The sequence below is a fragment of the Paenibacillus sp. BK033 genome (assembly GCF_004345425.1).
GTDB lineage: Bacteria > Bacillota > Bacilli > Paenibacillales > Paenibacillaceae > Pristimantibacillus.
The window spans coordinates 115713-135151 of record NZ_SLVP01000010.1; the positions used below are offsets into that span (position 1 = coordinate 115713).

A 19439-nucleotide genomic window follows, 5' to 3' on the forward strand; every position below is an offset into this window, starting at 1 on the left:
TCCGCAGCAGTTGATTGGACATTCCCAAGTTGGTATCTTTAAATAACAGGGCTAGACAATCTGGGAGGGATGTACGGTTGAAGCAGAATAAATTTACGAAATTTACGAACAGCGAGCCGGTACAGCTGCAAAATTCCATGAAGCATCTACAACGATGGCGCCAGGAGCGTCTCCGTAAAATAAAAACGAAGGATTATTCCTATTCCGTTCCGAGCGTTGAGCCTGACCTTCCATTTTTGCATGAGAATCGGGCAAAGCCAGCTTTGACATGGGTTGGGCATTCCACTTTCTTTATTCAGCTTGCCGGAAAAAATATCATCACCGATCCGGTATGGGCCGGGCAGATGGCTTTTCAGAGAAGATTGGCACCGCCGGGGCTGCCGATTGAAGACGTACCACCGGTTGATATCATCCTTATCTCTCATTCCCATTACGATCATCTTCATATCCAATCGCTCCGGCGTCTTCAGGGCAACAAGCTGCTGCTGGTACCCGCAGGGCTCCGAACGAAGCTCAGGCTGAAGGGATTTACGAATGTAAGGGAGCTGCATTGGTGGGAGTCGGTTGTTATGGACGGCATCCGCGTTACGTTTGTTCCCTCGCAGCATTGGACCCGCCGCAATCTGTGGGATATGAACAGCTCCCATTGGGGCGGTTGGGTTATGGAGCCGATTCGGAAGGATTCCTTGGATCCAACGATCTATTTCGCGGGTGACAGCGGTTATTTTTCCGGTTTCAAGGAGATAGGCAGCCGTTTCGATATCGACGTCGCTTTAATGCCGATAGGCGCTTACGAGCCGGAATGGTTCATGGGACCTCAGCATGTGACGCCGGAAGAAGCGCTGCAAGCGTTCGGGGATACGGGTGCGAAATGGTTTGTGCCGATGCATTACGGGGCGTTCAAGCTTGCCGACGACACGCCTCGCGAGGCTCTGGACCGGCTTGCTAACGAGCGGGAACGAATTGGGCTGGATAAAGAACGCGTCCGAATTCTCCTTCATGGCGAAACTTGGCGCTGCCCAAGCCGCGAAAATAACAAACGAGAACAAGAGTAAGCCAAATAAGCACAGTGACTCTCCGGGGCAGGAGAGCTATACTTATGGATATATTGTTGCAATCGATTATGGCCCATGCCTTCGCAGCATGAATCAGCAGAAATGGCCAGAATATCGCCATTATGGTGATAATTCATTTTAGGAGGAAACTAGAGAACATGAGTCAGCCTATTCGTCTTGGCATAATTGGAGCAGGGGCTATCGGCAAGGTCCACTTGGAAACATTCGCGAAGGTTGGAGCGGAATCGGTCTACGTTGCCGCGATTACCGATGCTTATTTGCCGCTTGCCGCGCAAAGAGCGGAGGAGTTTGGCGTAAGAACGGTTCACGAGAACCCGCAGGCCCTGCTGGAGGATCCGGAAATCGATGCCGTGGTTATAGGCGTTCCGAACCAGTTTCATGCACCGCTCGCCATTGAAGCTTTAAAGCAGGGCAAGCATGTCTTGCTGGAAAAACCGATGGCGATTGATGCCGAGGCGGCCCGTACCATTTATGAAGCGCAGAAAGCTTCGGGCAAAGTGCTCATGATGGCGCAGCAAATGCGCTGGACCGGCATTAACCGTGCGATTAAAGCCCGTATAGAAAATGGCGATTTAGGCCGCATATATAATGTGAAGACGGGATGGTTCCGCAAAAAAGGAATCCCGGGCTGGGGTTCCTGGTTTACCCGCAAGGATATGGCGGGCGGCGGACCGCTTATCGATATCGGCGTTCATATGCTTGATCTGGCCCTTTATCTGATGGGCAATCCCAAGCCGGTATCCGTATACGGCTCCACTTATGCCGAGTTTGGTCCGGAACGCCGCGGTATCGGTACCTGGGGAACGCCAAACTGGGAAGGTTATTATGACGTTGAAGACCTTGCATCCGCGCTTATCAAGCTGGACAACGGCGCAACACTTTCGCTAGAAGTGAGCTGGGCGGCACATGCGGCTGGCTTGAGCCAAGATCCTTTCGTTCACCTTATGGGCAAGGAAGGCGGCGCGGCGCTTATTGGCAATGACGGGAAATTCGTAACCCATGCAGGCGACGAGGTTGTCGAGTCGAACATCGAGCCGCTTGAGGGCGAGGAAGACCGCGTCTTGCTGAGCAAGCATTTCGTGGAATGCATCAACGAAGGCAAGGAGCCGATTTCCTCCGCGCTGTCGGGCTACACCAACAGCCGCATTTTGGACGCGATTTACGAATCGTCCCGCACCGGCAACGAAGTGAAGCTGAACTGGGATTAATAGTAGCATTAAAAAGGCTGCCGAAAGTGGCAGTCTTTTTTGTTTATCTTTTGCCACAAGGTGTAATTGAACGTTCAGACTGTGGTATAATGGTTCGAGATAAATTGAGTTTGGAAGAGAAGGACGGGATTAAATACAATGATTAGTACAAGCGGCATAACGCTTCGCTTCGGGAAGAAGCCACTATTCGAAGATGTAAATATTAAATTTACGCCTGGCAACTGCTATGGCTTGATTGGCGCGAACGGCGCCGGTAAATCGACGTTTCTGAAAATTTTGTCCGGCGAGGTTGAACAGTCCAGCGGCGAAGTTCACATTACCCCTGGCGAGCGCCTTGCGGTACTCAAGCAGAACCATTTCGAATACGATGAGTTCAACGTCCTCGAAACGGTTATTATGGGTCACAAGAAGCTGTATGACGTCATGAAGGAGAAGGACGCCCTTTACGCGAAAGCGGACTTCACCGACGAAGACGGCATGCGCGCAGGCGAGCTGGAAGCCGAATTCGCCGACATGAACGGCTGGGAAGCGGAATCGCAAGCAGCTGAGATGCTGAACGGTCTTGGCATCACTCCAGATCTTCATGATAAGAAAATGTCGGAGCTGGGCGGCAACGAGAAAGTTCGCGTCTTGCTTGCGCAGGCGTTGTTCGGCGAGCCGAACATCCTGCTCCTCGATGAGCCTACCAACCATTTGGACATCGAATCGATCCGTTGGCTGGAGGATTTTCTGTCCGGCTATGAAGGCACCGTTGTGGTAGTCAGCCATGACCGTCACTTCCTGAACACCGTATGTACGCATATTGCGGACATCGACTTTGGCAAAATCCAAATGTACGTGGGCAACTACGACTTCTGGTACGAGTCTTCTCAGCTGGCTCTCGCGCTTCAACGCAGCGAGAACAAGAAGAAAGAAGACAAGATTAAAGAGCTCCAAGCGTTTGTCCAACGCTTTAGCGCGAATAAATCGAAGTCCAAGCAAGCGACTTCCCGTAAAAAATTGCTCGATAAAATTACGCTTGACGACATTCGTCCGTCGAACCGCAAGTATCCGTTCATCCAGTTCAAAGGCGAACGCGAAGCGGGCAAATCTTTGCTGCTTGTTGAAGGTCTGACGAAGACAATCGACGGCGAGAAGGTAATTGATAACTTGACGATTGCCGTGAACAAAGGCGACAAAATCGCTTTCGTTGGACCTAACGGCCTTCCGAAGACGGTGCTGTTCCAACTGCTGATGGGAGAGCTGGAGCCGGATTCCGGTTCGTATCAATGGGGCGTTACAACAACCCAAGGTTATTTCCCGAAAGACAATTCTCCTTACTTCGATGGCGTTGAGCTGAACCTCGTCGAATGGCTTCGTCAATATTCGAAGGATCCGGACGAAACGTTTATCCGCGGCTTCCTGGGCCGTATGCTCTTCTCCGGCGATGATGCGATGAAGAAAGCATCCGTTTTGTCCGGTGGCGAGAAAGTTCGCTGCATGCTTTCCAAAATCATGCTGAGCGGCGCAAACGTGTTTATCCTCGACGAGCCGACTAACCACTTGGACCTGGAGTCCATTACGGCGCTTAACAACGGTCTGACGGAAACGGATTGCACGGTCCTGTTTACTTCGCATGACCATCAGTTTGTGCAAACCATTGCGAACCGGATTATGGAGATTACGCCTAACGGCTTGATCGACAGAATGATGACTTACGACGAGTACCTTGAGAGCGAGGAGATTAAAGCTCTCCGCGAGCGTATGTACGCGGTATAATCGCATAGAGAGAGCTGTACAGTCTTTCCTGTACGGCTCTTTTTTTTCGTGTATGCATAAAAGCGCGCATAGGGTAAACACTGTTTCTTTAGACCCTATGAAATGAGGCCTGTTTACCGCAATGAATCAGTATGAAGAGATCAAGCAGGGCGAGAAGGGAGCCTTGGTGAGTATCGGGGCTTATATCGGGCTGTCGGCCATCAAGCTGGGCGCCGGTTATTGGTTTGCCTCCGGAGCGCTTGTTGCGGACGGTTTTAATAACCTGACGGATATTATCGCTTCGGTTGCCGTATTGATTGGCCTTCGCATCTCCCAAAAGCCGCCCGACAAGGATCATCCTTACGGGCATTTCCGGGCGGAGACGATCGCCGCTCTTATTGCGTCGTTTATCATGGCAACGGTAGGCTTGCAGGTCATTATCAACACGGTACGTTCTCTATTCTCCGGTCAGGAGACCGTGCCTTCGCTGACTTCGGCATGGGTTGCTTTGTTTGCGGCAGCCTGTATGGGTGCCGTATACCTCTATAACCGCAGGCTGGCAAGCCGAATCAATAATCAGGCTTTGCATGCGGCCGCAAAAGATAATTTGTCCGACACGCTTGTCAGTATCGGCGCGGCAGTCGGGATTATCGGCGCCCAGTTCGGCCTGCCTTGGCTGGATCCGGTGGCCGCGCTTGCGGTTGGCGCCATTATATGCAAAACCGCCTGGGATATTTTCTACAGCTCGACCCATGCGCTGACGGATGGCTTTGACGCCAAGGAGCTGATGACGCTGCGCTCCACGATAGAGGGGACGAAGGGCGTCAAATCCATTAAGGACATTAAGGCCCGCGTACACGGGAGCAATGTGCTCATCGACGTGATCGTGCAGGTTGATCCCGGTTTGACGCTTATTGAGAGTCATGGGATCAGCGATGAGATCGAGCGGCGGATGGAAGGCAAACATAATATCATGAGCGTCCATGTGCATGTGGAGCCGCATGAGGAGCCCTATCCCGGTTCCGGGCCTCTGCATTAGTCAAATAACCTTAGCCAAAGGGGCTAAGGTTATTTGGGTTTGAATGCATTATGACTCTAGCCGACTCTCCGGTTGAACCGGTTGTAACGGGCGATTCTGCTTCTTGGGAAGGTTACCGAAGGCGATCCAGTTAAACGGCACATAACGGGCGAAGAAGCCAACAACGATCCAGGATGCAACCAGAGCGATAAAGAAGCCGCCTAGATACCACAGATGAAGCAGCCAGGCTGTACCCGTATCAAGCGGATGCTGTCGGTAGATCAGCAGGAAAAACGGATGAATCAGGTAAACGCCAAACGATAAAACACCAAGTCTTGCGATCAGTCCGCTTAAAACCTTCGGCAGTTTACTGGATAGAATAAATGCCAATTGCAATAAAACAATGGTTGTCAGTATACCGTGAACGTTCCATACAAAATCGAACAACGTAGTATTATACGCAGCCCGGTTAAGCCTAGTCTCATAATACAGATACGCATGCGTTAAGCCGGCAGCGATCCAGCATGTCCACAGGACGGTCCAGGTAACGATCCGGACTGCAGTGGCATGATTCCTTGCGATGATAATCCATGCTTTAAGCTTTGGATAATAGATTCCTAGGGCAGCGCCAAGCAAATAATACGAAAAGTAGGAAAAGGACCAGCTGCCGCGATTCGCCACCGGCGTCTCCAAGCCGTATTTGTTGAGCAGGATGAATCCCCATTGGAGGACAAAACCTGCCGGAACCGCCCATATGACCGTTCTGGAATATTTTTTCATCAGCCATAAGAAAAAGGGGAACATCAGATAAAATTGAATATTGATAAACACGAAATACAGATGCGTATAAGCCTTTCCGGTAAGGATTTTATCGATAAAAAGATGAATTTCTGTCGATAGAGAGCGGTCCGAATAATATAGGTAATGAGATATCGTAAAGTAAAACAAGGAGAAGACCAAATACGGAATAATAATGTACAGCAGCCGCTTTTTATAAAAGCTCGCCAGCAATTGCTTGTCCAGCGGCCTAGAATAATAGTTATAAAAGAGAACGAAGCTGCTGACAAATATAAAGGTGGTTGTACCAATCTTCATGAAAATATTGAAAAAATTATACAGGAAAAAGTAATTCGAATTCACCATTTCGACAGTGGCAAACGAAGTGGAGTGGACGGACAGGACACCGATAATAGCCATCGCCCTTACAAGCGACAGTTCGGGAATAGGGTCTCTTTTCTGAAGGTCTAGTGACATGTGAACATGTATCCTTTCATAATGGCATGCTGTCGACCTAGCCAGTATAGTATAGGAAAGTTTAAGCGGACAACTTATTTTAATCTTAAAAACTTAACTAAAACTTAAGTGGATTTTAAGTATTAAAAGGGATTTCTTCTCGAATTAAGCCTTCATGAAAGATTAAAAGCCCTTGGTCCTTCCGATTGGAGGACCAAGGGCTTTAAGTTTTACAGCTCTGTTTCTTAAGAGATTATCCGTATTTCTTCAACATCGCGAGGAATTTGTTGCCCGAGAGTGCCGGCGTTCCGGCGTTCAGGCGGAACGCCTCGTCCGATCCCGGTCTGTTAATGCCGGGATGCACGGTGAAGAATAAAGTGACGCCTGCATTTTTCTCAAGCTGCTTCGCCGTCGGGCTGAAAGCGCCGTAAGGGAAGGCAAGCATCTGACGCGTATTGTTCAGCTCTTCCTTCAGCCGTTTTTCCATCAGCTGGGCATCCGCTTCAATGCGCGCCATGTATTCCTTCTTCGTCTCTACGCGGCCCTTGTCACGGAGGTAAATCGGATTGCTCAGCATAGGGCCTTTTTTCTTTCCGTTCTTATCAAGCGGAGCATAGTCATGCTGATTGTACGTATGGCTGTAGAAGCTGAAGCCTTCGCCTTTTAGCTTGCGCATCGTGTCCCAGGTCAAGTGCTTCGTGTGTACGTTTTGATTGTCGCTGCTTGAGCCAATGACGAAGTGCGTGGCCGGAAAATTGTACTTTTTCAAAATGGGAACCGCATATTGGTCAAAGCTTTCGTACCCGTCGTCAAAGGTAATAACAACGGCGTTATCCGGCACTTTCGCTTTGTGCTGCATGAAATCCTCGAACTGCTCTATGCTGATTACATGATAGCCGTTTTCCTTCAGAAGCTTCATATGAGTCCCGAAACGGCTCGGCGAAATCGTTGCTCCGCTTTCTTTCGCATCAATATGATGATACATAAGGACGATAACCTTGTTCTTGTAATGCAAAGGTTTGTTGGCGGAAGCCTCAAGCTGGTATTGGGACACCGGCCAAGTGATCGCAATGGCGATGACGAGGAGTGCAGCAATCACTTTCATTCTCACAACTTATTCCTCCTAAGGATGTATTACGCGTCCAGCTGTCTTTCCGGCATAACCGGCTTAGAAGGCCGTTTATTGGGCTTTGGCAGATTGCCGAAAGCGATCCAGTTAAATGGCACATAACGGGCGAAGAAACCAACGACGATCCAGGATGCGATCAGGGCAAGCGCGAAGCCGCCGAGATACCAAAGATGAAGCAGCCATGCCGTACCCGTATGAAGCGGGTATTCCCGGTACAGAAGCAGGAAGAATGGATGAATCAGGTATACGCCAAACGATAAAGCGCCAAGTCTTGAGATGACCTTGGTTAGGACCTTCGGCAGCTTCTTGGACATAACAAACGCTATTTGCAATAAAACAAGTGCCGTTAGCACCCCATGAATATTCCACACCAGATCGAACAATGTAGTGTTGAACGATTTCAGGTGAAGCCTGGTCTCGTAATACAAATACACGTGGGCCAAGCCTGCCGCGAACCACAGCACCCAAAGAGCAATCCATGTTGCGATGCGGGCGTTTGTGGCATGGTTCCTGGCAATAATAATCCATTCTTTGATTTTCGGATAATAGATTCCTAGAGCGGCGCCAAGCAGGTAGTACGAGAAATACGAGAACGACCAGCTGCCGCGGTTAGGAACGCCTGGAGCAGGAAGCACGTGCTTGTTGATAATAAAAAAGGCCCATTGAATGGCGATCCCCGCGGGAATGGCCCATTTGATCGTGCGCGGATATTTTTTCATCAGCCACAGGAACAACGGAAACATCAGATAGAACTGTATGTTTATATACACGAAATATAAATGCGTATAAGCCTTGCCGGTAAGTATTTTATCGATAAAATTATCGATTTCCGTTGACAGGGATCGGTCCTGATAATAAAGGAAATGCAATACCGCAAAATAAAACAAAGAGAAGACCAAATACGGAATAATAATGTACAACAGCCGTTTCTTATAGAAGCTTCCGAGCAGCTGCTTGTCCAAAGGGCGGGTATAGTAATTATAGAAGAGGACAAAGCTGCTTAGGAAAATAAAGGTTGTTGTTCCGATTTTCATGAAAATATTGAAAAAGTTATAAAGAAAAAAATAGTTCGAATCCACCATGGTCACGGTGGCGAACGAAGTGGAATGGACGGACAGGACGCCTATGATAGCCATTGCCCGTACGAGTAGCAGCTGGGGAATATTGTCCCTTTTCTGCAAGGTTGGTGAAGCCGTAGCCATTCGTTATACATCCTTCCTAAGGTTTAAGCTATTAACCTAGTAACCTAGTAACCTAGTCATTATAGTATAAACGAAAGGGCATATACAACAATTTGTCTTAATCTCCCAGTTGAGATTAAGACAAATATTGTTATATTCCTTGTTTTATTCTCTTGGTCTTCTGCGGGCTGCTCCGCTGTCCTGCGCAGCTTGAATCACTCTTTTGCGGACCTCTTCAACCACTCTTGCATTAAAGACGCTTGGAATAATATAGAACCTGCTCAGCTCATCCTCGTTGATGACCGAGGCGATCGCTTCGGCTGCGGCAAGCTTCATCTGCTCGTTGATCGTGACGGCACGGCTGTCCAGCGCCCCCCGGAAAATGCCGGGAAAGCAGAGGACGTTGTTAATCTGATTCGGATAGTCGCTTCTTCCCGTGGCCATGACAGCTACGATATCTTCGGCCAGCTCGGGCCGGATCTCGGGTTCGGGATTGGCCATGGCGAACACGATAGGCTCGGGAGCCATCGATTGAATATGCTCCCGGGTCAAAATGCCGCCGGCGGATACCCCTATAAATACATCGGCATTAGCGAGCGCTTCTGTTAGACCTCCGCTGATTCTCGCCTCGTTGGTATTCTCCGCGTACCATTGCCACATCGGATGGCTGTAGGTTTTGTCTGCCGTCAGAATCCCTTCGCGGTCAACCCCTACAATATGCTTGGCTCCGCCGGCCAGCAGCATTTTCGTGCATGCCGTTCCGGCGGCTCCGATTCCGCAAACGACAAACCGCGTATCTTCGATTTTGCGTTTCGTCAGCTTAAGGGCGTTCAAAAGCCCCGCGTACAGGACGACGGCCGTCCCGTGCTGATCGTCATGGAAAACCGGGATATCAAGCTCTTCCCGCAGCCTGCGTTCAATCTCGAAGCAGCGAGGCGCGGATATATCCTCCAGGTTAATGCCGCCGAAGGCCGGGGCAAGATGCTTGATCGACGCGATAATCTGCTCGGTATCCTGGGTGTCGAGGCAGATCGGGAAGGCGTCCACGTCCGCAAACTGCTTGAACAGCATGGCTTTGCCTTCCATAACGGGCATGGCCGCATAAGGGCCGATATTGCCAAGGCCAAGCACCGCGCTCCCGTCGGAAACGACGGCAACCGTATTGCGTTTGATGGTGAGAGTGAATGCCTTCTTGGGATCGGCTTCAATGGCTTGGCAGACCCTCGCGACATCCGGCGTATACACGCGGGATAAATCATCCCGGTTTTGGATGGGGGTTTTGGGCTGTATCGTTATTTTTCCGCCAAGATGCAAAAGAAAAGTGCGGTCGGATACATGCCGGAGGCGAATGCCCGGCACGCTCTGAAGAGCGGCTTGCAGCCGTTCGGCAGCACCGGCTTCCGCAATCTTGACCGTCAAGTCCCGTATGCTGATCTGCTTGTCGGTTTGAATGACGTCAATGGCTACAATATCCCCGCCTGCCGCTTCGATGGCGGAGACGGCTTTGCCGAAATACGCCTGCTGGGTATCGATCTCGAGACGCAGAATGATTGTTTTTCCGTCCATGCTCCGTTCCTTCATCCTAATCCGCTCCCTTTGCTATTCGACTGCGATTCACGTATCCTTCTCTATAATAACAATAACCGGAAAAGGTTTGTACTATTCGAGCGGGGGAGGATTTGTGCAAGCAAAAAGCCGTCATTGCAACAGCTGCAAGACGGCTTTAGGACAAGTAAGCGGATTATATTCTTCGTTTCTTTTATTGATCAGGGTCTGGCGGTAGCTTGCCGAAGCTTCGGGCTGCTGAATGACGGCCATCCATTTGTCAACCGTTTCGGTCGTCTCCAGCATTTCGCCGAAGCCGTGTTTGATGAAATATTCGCAGTTCTGCTCTTCCTGCCCGGGAATCGGCTCGTAGAACAGCATCGGAATGCCTTTGCTCATCCCCTCCGTGCAGGTCATCCCGCCGGGCTTGGTTACGAGAACATCCGCCACATCCATCAGTTTGCTGACTTCTTTGGTGAATCCGATAATCCGGATGTTGTCATGCCTGAACCTGGGATTCGAAAGCATTTTCTCTTTCACCTTGTCGTTATTGCCTACGCAAAAAATAAATTGAACGCGTTCGCGCCACTCCGTCATATATTCCAGCAGGCTGTCTTCATACATAAGACCCCAGCCGCCGCCCATAATAAGGACGGTAGGAAGCGCCTTAAGCCCAAACTGTTCTCTGATCTGGGCCTTGTCGTAGGTTTTCCAGAAATGAGGATGGACGGGAATGCCGGTTACGGCAATCCGGCTCTCCGGCACGCTGTGTTTAATGAGCTTGTCCTTCACCAGGGAAGAGGAGACAAGGAACTTGTTCACTTCCTGGTTCACCCATGAACCGTGCGCATCGTAATCGGTAATGACGGTGCATAGCTTTATGTCCAGCCCAAGCCGCTTCAGGCGGCTGACAACCGCATTCGGAACAGGATGAGTACAAATAACGAGATCCGGCTTAAGTTGGGCGATAACCTGCGAAGTATGGGTATAGAACATACGGTGGAGCGCAAGCTGCATGAATCGGTTTAGCGATTTTTTATAATTGCTGCGGTACATCAGGCCAACCATCTTGGGCTGTCTGCTCACCGTTTTGCGATAGGCGGAAATAATTAAAGGTCCTAGCACGGGATTAAGAAAATTGCCCAGCTCCATCACGCGGGTCTGTATATCCGGGTTGAGCTGGCGCAGGCCTGCTGCCAAGGCATGCGCGGCTTGCGTGTGCCCTGATCCGAATCCTTCGGAGAGCAGGAGCACTCTTTTCTTACGCATAATGTCACCTACTTTTCTAGTTCCATATTACGACTCTGCTCGATTTAAAACAAGTCATCCTGCTATTGAAGTTGCAGGGAGATAGTCCTACCCTAGGGCTCTCTCCGCCGCAAACGGGAAATCGCGGGTTGCTTTGCAAGAAAACATTCTTATATGATATGGTGAATTTCTGTCGGATGAAGAAAAAGCCGATCAATGTACTAAGCGGTATTATAGCACATTGGAAATAAGTAGCGAGCATTCGAATGTGCAAAATAGGCTAATCAATTTTTTGGGAGGAATCATACATATGCAAGAAAATCGAGATTTTGTCGTTCCGGGAGCGCTGGCCAAGGCGGATGTCAGATCCGGGCAATATATTGGCGAGATTGTCGAAGTAAACGGGCCGCGCGCGGTCTTCAAGGTGCTGGCAGTATCGAAGCATCCGGAGCAGGGAGACCTGCATCATCCTTATAATCCGGACGTGGCGATGTTTCATGAGCGCAGGGCATTGAGCTATACGGAAAAAACGAATGTGCTGCTTCGCGATTTGAAGCCGTTTGAAGGGGAAGTGCCGGACTACAGCGCCTCCCTGCAGGAGGCGGTTGCAGCCCAGATCGCCGCGCTGGACCGTCTGATGCGTTGGTCCGCGCGCGGGCTGGAAATTTTGAAGGAATTACGGAAGGAATATAAGTAACTAGAATAATTTCTTCTACTATAGTGGGAGAATGTCAGCTTGCCGTCTTGTTGATTTATTTGTTTATAAAGGCGGTTTGCAGGGTGCCTCGGTATGTGACCTGGAGGCCAAGCGCTTCGGACAGCGCGGCGAGCGGAAGGTAAGTTTTCGATTCCTTTCCGGATTTCAGCAAAAATGCGGGAGGCGTTGTCAGCTTGACCTTCTTGCCGTCGATCGTTGCGTATGCGGAACCGATCGTAAAGGCAACCGCGTGATTGTTATAAGAAACCGTCGCGCTCTGAGCCGCGTTATTCCAGCTCAGCTTTGCGCCTAAAGCATCCGTTATATCCCTCATGGCGACAAAGCTGCGATTGCTGCGAAGGACGGGCGGGGCTGCCGAGGCGGGAAGCTCCTTGCCGTCAACGACAACGGACATTTCAACATTGGCCTGGCGCGGGCGGACGGCCCTGTAATCGCCCCAAATCGCGGTAGCGAAAGCGCGTCCGATTGCCGCGTAACCTTGATGGTTCGGGTGAATGTCGCCTTGAGCGATGGAGGTGTATTCCAGCTCATGGCCGACAAACAAGCTGCTGACGTCCGCTACCTGAAGCTTGATGCCGTCGGCAGCAAGACGGGTGCTTACCAGATCTAGCTTGCCGCGGAGCTTCGTTACACCGTCGAGCAAAAGCTTTCGCTTTGCTTCGGGATACAGCTCAATGGTCGTCGATCCGAATTGCAAAGGCGCGGGAACCGGCAAATATTGATCCGACATGACGATTTGCGTTTTGGGGTTCAGGGCGGCAATCGTTCGGATTGAAGCTTCGAGATCTTTTTCGTATTGATCCAATATCGTTTGGATGTAAGCGGAAATTTCGTCGTCGGCTGCTCCGGAATCCAGCTTGGCCATCACCGGCAGCAGATCGTTTCCTCCGATCGTTAGGATGATCAGGCTGGCGGAACGTATGGATTTAGCCATTTGGGCGGTTTGCCCTGCAAGGGTCTCCTTGCGGGGATCCTGCAGCTCCTTCTGAATGTCGTCCGCCTTCACGGTACGGCCGTCGGAAACAGCCTGGAGCAAGCGGTTCAAACCTTCGGCCTTTAGTCCGAGAATCCCGTAATTGACGTATTCCGCGCGGAGTCCATGGAACAGCGACTGCTCGTACACTTGCTCCACATACCCGTAGGGAACGGATTTTTCGGTATACCCATGCTCGTAACCCGCAGTTAAGGAATCGCCGAGAGCAACGATCCGATAAGGCTCCGGCACCCCCGATTCAGCCCTAGCCGGCGACCCTCCCCAGGCCGATGCGGCCAAGATCGCGAAAGCCAACAGCGCCATAATAGATTGGATTTTCCTTGATTTGCTATACAAATGTTCATCCTCCTTTTGATAAAATGTTAGGCATAGTATAAGAACACGAACAATGTGCTGTAAAGTAAAGTTTTATCACATTCATAAAAATATTAAATTGATTCCCTTTTGGCCTGATGTTAAAATAATATAATAACCGCAATGGCGGAACACGGCCCGGAACATGGTCAATCTTAAACGAAAGCTTCATGCAGCTAATCATTTTCGACCAGATACGAACGATTTCCTTTAAAAGCTTCGGAAAAGTTTGTGTCCGCGGATAAGATGCCATAAAGCCATCACGTTTAAGCTCGCAAGAACGGCAAGCAACAGGCCGGTGCGCCTCGATTGCTGCCGTTCGATACCGTTATTGAGCTATGCTTGCCCAAAAATCTTCTGATAGAAAGGTTGCACACGATGAAAGAGAAAATTTTTGGATTACCGCCGAAACAAGGTCTATACGATCCGCGCTATGAAAAAGACGCATGCGGCATGGGATTTGTAGCAAACATCAAAGGAAGAAAATCGCATACTGTCATTCGTCAGGCGCTGACATTGCTCGAGAACATGGAGCATCGCGGCGGTCAAGGCAGCGAACCAAATACGGGGGACGGAGCAGGCATCCTGATTCAAATCCCGCATGATTTCTTCGCACGTGAATTGAAAAAGCTTGAGATTGACCTTCCGCAAGAAGGAGAATATGCCGTCGGCCTGCTGTTTATGCCCCACGATGAAGCGATCCGCAGCTCGTTCGAGCGCGAACTGGAGAGCATCATCCGCGAAGAGGGCCAATCGCTGATCGGCTGGCGTACGGTTCCTACGAACGATTCGAAGCTTGGCCAATCCGCTCTGTCGGTGAAGCCGTTCGTTCGCCAAGTGTTTATCGCGAAGAATCCTGGCATTCAGGACGAATTGTCCTTTGAGCGTAAGCTGTACGTTATCCGCAAGCGCGCCGAGATCGCAATCCGTTTCGGTGGCAAAGAAGGCGGGGAAATGTTCTATTTCACCAGCCTTTCGAGCAAGAAGATCGTCTACAAAGGGATGTTGACTACCGAGCAGGTACGCTCGTTCTACCAGGAGCTGAACGACGAAGCTGTCGTGTCGGCTATGGCGCTTGTTCACTCCCGTTTCAGTACGAATACCTTCCCGAGCTGGGAGCGCGCTCATCCTTTCCATTATCTGATCCACAACGGCGAGATCAATACGCTGCGCGGCAACATCAACTGGATGCATGCCCGTCAGACCTTGTTCGAAACCGAACTATTCGGCGAAGACATGGAGAAGGTAAAACCGATCATCAGCCCGGACGGTTCCGATACGGCGATGTTCGACAACGCGCTTGAATTCCTGCATTTGTCCGGCCGTTCCCTGCCGCATGTTGCGATGATGATGGTACCGGAGCCTTGGTCGAACCATGAGAGCATGGACGACAAGAAGAAAGCATTCTACGAATACCACGCGACTCTGATGGAGCCGTGGGACGGACCTGCCGCAATGGCGATTACGAACGGTACGCAAATCTGCGCTTACCTCGACCGTAACGGCCTGCGTCCAGCCCGTTATTATGTAACGAAAGACGATCATATCATCCTCGGTTCCGAAGCCGGCACTGTCGAAATCGCTCCGGAAGAGATCGCGTACAAAGACCGTCTGCGTCCAGGCCGCATGCTCGTTGTGGATACGAAAGAAGGCCGCATTATTTCCGACGAGGAAGTAAAAGCGCAAATCGCGGCTGAACAGCCTTACCGCGAATGGCTCGACGAGCATCTCGTCGATCTCGAAGCATTGCCTGACGCGCCGGAGCTTCCTGAACTGGATCACGCTACCGTGCAGCAGCGCCAGCAGGCATTCGGCTATACGTTCGAAGATGTTCGCAAGGTGCTCGAGCCAATGGCGAGCAGCGGCCAAGAGCCGATCGCTTCCATGGGTTACGATGCGCCGCTTGCCGTATTGTCCGAGCGTCCTCAGCGCTTGTTCAACTACTTCAAGCAGCTGTTCGCGCAAGTGACGAACCCGCCGATTGACGCGATCCGCGAAGAGATCGTTACATCGGTAAGCACCACAATCGGGCCTGAGCGCAACCTGCTGAAGCCTGAACCGGAAAGCGCTCGTCATATCAAGCTGGATACGCCGATCCTGTCCAATGAAGAGTTCGCGAAGCTTCGCCACGTACGCCGTCCAGGCTTCAAGTCGATTACGCTTCCGATCTTCTTCCCGGCTGCCGAAGGCGAAAAAGGCCTGCGCGCAGCGCTTAAGCTGATGTGCGAAGCAGCAGACCGCGTTATTGATAAAGGCCATAATATTCTTATTTTGTCTGACCGCGGTATTGATAAAGACAACGCTGCAATTCCGTCGCTGCTTGCCGTAGCGGCCCTGCACCATCACCTGATCCGTCAAGGTACGAGAACAAAGGTAGCGATTCTGCTTGAATCCGGCGATCCGCGCGAAGTGCATCATTTTGCACTCCTGCTCGGCTATGGCGTCAATGCGGTAAACCCTTATCTCGCGTTCGAGACGCTGGACGATATGATCCGCCAAGGCATGCTGAGCAACATCAAGCATGAGAAGGCCGTTAAGAACTTCATTAAAGCGGCAACTAAAGGCGTAGTAAAAGTACTGTCCAAAATGGGTATTTCTACGATTCAGTCCTATCGCGGCGCGCAGATTTTCGAAGCGCTTGGCCTGCAGGAAGAGCTGATTAACGAATACTTCACATGGACACCGTCGCGTATTGGCGGTATCGGTCTCGATATCATTGCTCAAGAAGCACTGAAGCCTCATAACAAAGCTTACGCCGACCAAGAGGGCGGGGAGAAAGAACTTGACTCCGGCGGCGATTACCAATGGCGTAAAGACGGCGAAGACCATTTGTTCAGCCCGCAAACGATTCACACGCTGCAAATGGCATCCCGTAAGAACGACTATAACCTGTACAAGAAGTTCTCGAACATGGTTCAGGGCGAAGACAAGAAGCATATGATGCTCCGCTCGCTGCTCAAGTTCAAGGAAGGACGTCAATCGGTACCTATCGATGAGGTTGAACCGATTGAATCGATCTTCAAACGTTTCAAAACAGGCGCAATGTCGTTTGGTTCCATCAGTAAAGAAGCGCATGAGAGCCTCGCAATCGCGATGAACCGCATTGGCGGCAAATCCAATACCGGCGAGGGCGGCGAAGATCCTGCACGCTTTATCCCTGATGCGAACGGCGATTCCCGCCGCAGCGCGATCAAGCAGGTCGCATCGGGCCGTTTCGGCGTAACGAGCAACTACTTGGTGAATGCCGACGAAATTCAAATCAAGATGGCGCAAGGCGCGAAACCGGGTGAAGGCGGCCAGCTTCCGGGACGCAAGGTTTATCCTTGGGTTGCGGAAGTTCGCGGTTCCACTCCTGGCGTAGGTCTCATCTCGCCGCCGCCGCATCATGATATTTATTCGATCGAGGACCTTGCCGAGCTGATTCATGACCTGAAGAACGCTAACCCTCGCGCACGCATCAACGTGAAGCTCGTATCCGAGGTTGGCGTAGGCACGATCGCAGCAGGCGTTGCGAAAGCCCGTGCCGACGTGATCATGGTTAGCGGTTATGACGGCGGTACAGGCGCATCTCCAATGAACTCGATCCGCCATGCGGGTCTGCCATGGGAGCTTGGTCTTGCGGAGACGCATCAAACGCTGATGCTGAATAACCTGCGCGACCGCGTCGTAATCGAAACGGACGGTAAAATGATGAACGGCCGCGACGTTGCGATTGCCATCCTTCTCGGCGCCGAAGAATACGGCTTCTCGACTGCACCTCTTGTTGTACTGGGCTGCGTCATGATGCGCGTATGTCAGCTGGATACTTGCCCGGTTGGCGTTGCAACGCAAAACCCTGAGCTTCGCGCGAAGTTTATGGGCGATCCTAGCCATGTCGTGAACTACCTAACCTTCATTGCGCAGGAGCTTCGCGAAATTATGGCCGAACTGGGCTTCCGCACGATTCAAGAGATGGTCGGCCGCGTCGACATTCTCGAATCGAAGAACCTGGTTGACCATTACAAAGCAAAAGGCATCGATCTTAGCCTTCTGCTGCATACGCCGGACGTACCGCAAGACGCAGCGCGTCATAACGTACAAGAGCAAAATCATGGCCTCGAGCTGTCGCTCGACATGCAGGAGCTCGTTCCGGGTGCGCAAGCAGCTCTGGAAAACGGCGAACGCGTTCGCGGCACATTCCCGATCTGCAACACAAACCGCGTAGTAGGTACTATTCTGGGCAGCGAAGTAACCCGCCGTTACGGCGCGAAGGGCTTGCCTGAAGATACGATTTCGTACCACTTCGTTGGTTCTGCGGGCCAAAGCTTTGGCGCGTTCGTACCGAAAGGCATTACGCTTTCGCTCGAAGGCGACTCCAACGACTATGTTGGTAAAGGTCTCTCCGGCGGTAAAATTATCGTAGCTCCGTCTCCGAAAGCTACGTTCGTAGCCGAAGAGAACGTTATTATCGGCAACACGGCGCTGTACGGTGCAACGGATGGCGAAGCCTATATCCGCGGTATCGCAGGCGAACGCTTTGCGGTACGTAACTCCGGCGTGAAGGTTGTTGTCGAGGGCGTAGGCGACCATGGCTGTGAATACATGACCGGCGGACGGGTTGTTGTCCTTGGCGGCACAGGCCGCAACTTTGCGGCAGGTATGTCCGGCGGCGTTGCGTACGTGTTCGATGAGAAAGGCGATTTCTTCAACAACTGCAATATCGAGATGGTTCTCCTTGAGCGTCTGGAGACAGAAGAAGATGTTGCCGAGCTTCGCGGCCTGATCGAGCGCCATGTCGAGTACACCGGCTCAGCAGTTGGCTCGCGCGTTCTGAACGATTGGGAAGGAAGCCTCGCGAAATTCGTAAAGGTTATTCCGAAGGATTACAAGAAAATGCTGGAGCATATCCGCAAAGCGGAGGATGCCGGCTTGAAGGACGATAAGGCGCTTCTCGCTGCTTTCGAAGAAAGCATGAAAGAGCTGGCTCGTACCGGAGGATAATGGGTAACAGGCTGGGCAATTGCTCAGCCTGTTTTTTGTTATTTGGAGAGTGTGGGATGATCGGGAATGACGGGAATGTATCTCCTTACGGCCGCTGTTGAAATCGTGGGGCTTTGAATCAATTAGGCTAAGGTAATCCCACGATTTCAAAGGCGAACGCTCCGCTCCTCCAGGAGATACATTCCCTCTATTCCCTCCAACCACATCACAAAAAACAAAAATAGCAGGCTGCGCAAAATGCCGCTCGCCTGTTGAAGGGAGGGGCAGGGAAGGGCGAAGAGCAAGAGCAAGAGCAAGGGCAAGGGCAAGGGCAAGGGCAAGGGCAAGGGCAAGGGCAAGGGCAAGGTAAATACTTTGCCCAACTCCAGGAGACAAAACGATTAAAATATATTGTAAAACAATAAATGAGGAATTATAATAACACTGAATCTAGACGATGAGGTGGTTATTATGAACCGCGTGCCCACTTTTTTTCTAAAGATGGCTGTGTTATTAATGGCAATACCTGCGATCGCGGTATGCGTATTTGCGGTAATTGCTTTAATCCGGGATAATCCAAACCAATTTCCAGGCAGGATGCATCCATCGGATATCGGCTTTTTCGCTGCTATGATCCCGTATTTTATTGCTTTAGATACGGCCATGAAGCTGCTTGGATATATCGATAACAACACTGCGTTTTCGGAGCTGTCCTTACGGGCCTTAAAGAAGATTAAGTATTGCGGTGTATGCATGGGGATTCTATTGTCGGCTATGATGCCGTTCGTATTTATCATGGCCAGGCAAGAGGACGCGCCGGGTATTATCCTAATAGGGTTGGCTGCAGCTTTTGCTTCATTCGTAATCGCCGGGTTTGGCGCATTGCTCGAGCGTTTGCTGCGAAATGCCATACAACTCAAGTCGGAGAATGAACTCACCGTTTAATCTCAGGGCATCGCCCAACATAAAATAACCGTCTCCACGGAGACGGTTATTTTATGTTTTGGACTTGCATAGGATGAAAGCAGTAGGAAACAAG

General features: G+C 51.0%; 13 protein-coding genes. 7 read left to right on the forward strand and 6 right to left on the reverse strand.

Annotated elements, in window-relative coordinates:
- Positions 1 to 137 precede the first annotated feature (137 nt).
- The 4 genes from EV294_RS25445 (at position 138) to EV294_RS25460 (ending at position 5060) form a co-directional block, all read left to right on the forward strand.
- Positions 138 to 1055 carry an MBL fold metallo-hydrolase gene (locus EV294_RS25445; RefSeq protein ID WP_132312153.1) on the forward strand — a complete coding sequence of 306 codons (918 nt, stop codon included), beginning with the start codon at positions 138 to 140 and terminating at the stop codon, positions 1053 to 1055.
- 158 nt (positions 1056 to 1213) lie between these two features.
- A complete protein-coding gene (locus EV294_RS25450) occupies positions 1214 to 2284 on the forward strand; it encodes a Gfo/Idh/MocA family protein (protein ID WP_132312016.1) in 1071 nt (356 codons plus the stop codon).
- A gap of 138 nt (positions 2285 to 2422) precedes the next feature.
- Positions 2423 to 4042 carry an ABC-F family ATP-binding cassette domain-containing protein gene (locus EV294_RS25455; RefSeq protein ID WP_132312017.1) on the forward strand — a complete coding sequence of 540 codons (1620 nt, stop codon included), beginning with the start codon at positions 2423 to 2425 and terminating at the stop codon, positions 4040 to 4042.
- A gap of 121 nt (positions 4043 to 4163) precedes the next feature.
- A complete protein-coding gene (locus EV294_RS25460; RefSeq protein ID WP_132312019.1) occupies positions 4164 to 5060 on the forward strand; it encodes a cation diffusion facilitator family transporter in 897 nt (298 codons plus the stop codon).
- A gap of 48 nt (positions 5061 to 5108) precedes the next feature.
- On the opposite strand, the gene EV294_RS25465 is transcribed toward EV294_RS25460, so the two are convergent.
- From EV294_RS25465 to EV294_RS25485, 5 genes are all read right to left on the reverse strand, one after another.
- Complete coding sequence (locus EV294_RS25465) at positions 5109 to 6293, reverse strand: acyltransferase (protein WP_132312021.1); 1185 nt, start codon at positions 6291 to 6293, stop codon at positions 5109 to 5111.
- A gap of 232 nt (positions 6294 to 6525) precedes the next feature.
- Entirely contained in the window at positions 6526 to 7377 is an 852-nt protein-coding gene (locus tag EV294_RS25470) for a polysaccharide deacetylase family protein (protein WP_243711801.1), read from the reverse strand.
- A 29-nt stretch (positions 7378 to 7406) separates the two neighbouring features.
- Positions 7407 to 8603, reverse strand: a complete 1197-nt coding sequence (locus EV294_RS25475) for an acyltransferase (RefSeq protein WP_132312025.1) — start codon at positions 8601 to 8603, stop codon at positions 7407 to 7409.
- Between the two features lie 144 nt (positions 8604 to 8747).
- On the reverse strand, positions 8748 to 10163 hold the full coding sequence (locus tag EV294_RS25480; protein WP_132312027.1) for an NAD-dependent malic enzyme: 1416 nt from the start codon (positions 10161 to 10163) through the stop codon (positions 8748 to 8750).
- A gap of 117 nt (positions 10164 to 10280) precedes the next feature.
- On the reverse strand, positions 10281 to 11396 hold the full coding sequence (locus EV294_RS25485) for an MGDG synthase family glycosyltransferase (protein ID WP_132312029.1): 1116 nt from the start codon (positions 11394 to 11396) through the stop codon (positions 10281 to 10283).
- Between the two features lie 289 nt (positions 11397 to 11685).
- Here EV294_RS25485 and EV294_RS25490 point away from each other — a divergent pair, with 289 nt between their 5' ends.
- Complete coding sequence (locus tag EV294_RS25490) at positions 11686 to 12072, forward strand: kinase-associated lipoprotein B (protein ID WP_132312031.1); 387 nt, start codon at positions 11686 to 11688, stop codon at positions 12070 to 12072.
- A 55-nt stretch (positions 12073 to 12127) separates the two neighbouring features.
- Here EV294_RS25490 and EV294_RS25495 read toward each other — a convergent pair whose 3' ends face one another.
- Complete coding sequence (locus EV294_RS25495) at positions 12128 to 13423, reverse strand: SGNH/GDSL hydrolase family protein (protein WP_132312033.1); 1296 nt, start codon at positions 13421 to 13423, stop codon at positions 12128 to 12130.
- Between the two features lie 396 nt (positions 13424 to 13819).
- Here EV294_RS25495 and gltB point away from each other — a divergent pair, with 396 nt between their 5' ends.
- The gene (gene gltB, locus EV294_RS25500) at positions 13820 to 18421 is read left to right on the forward strand and encodes a glutamate synthase large subunit (protein ID WP_132312035.1); all 4602 of its coding nucleotides are present in this window, start codon (positions 13820 to 13822) and stop codon (positions 18419 to 18421) included.
- A 495-nt stretch (positions 18422 to 18916) separates the two neighbouring features.
- Positions 18917 to 19345 (forward strand): DUF2975 domain-containing protein, encoded by a 429-nt coding sequence (locus EV294_RS25505; protein WP_481856091.1) that lies wholly within the window; start codon positions 18917 to 18919, stop codon positions 19343 to 19345.
- The last annotated feature ends 94 nt before the right edge of the window (positions 19346 to 19439 follow it).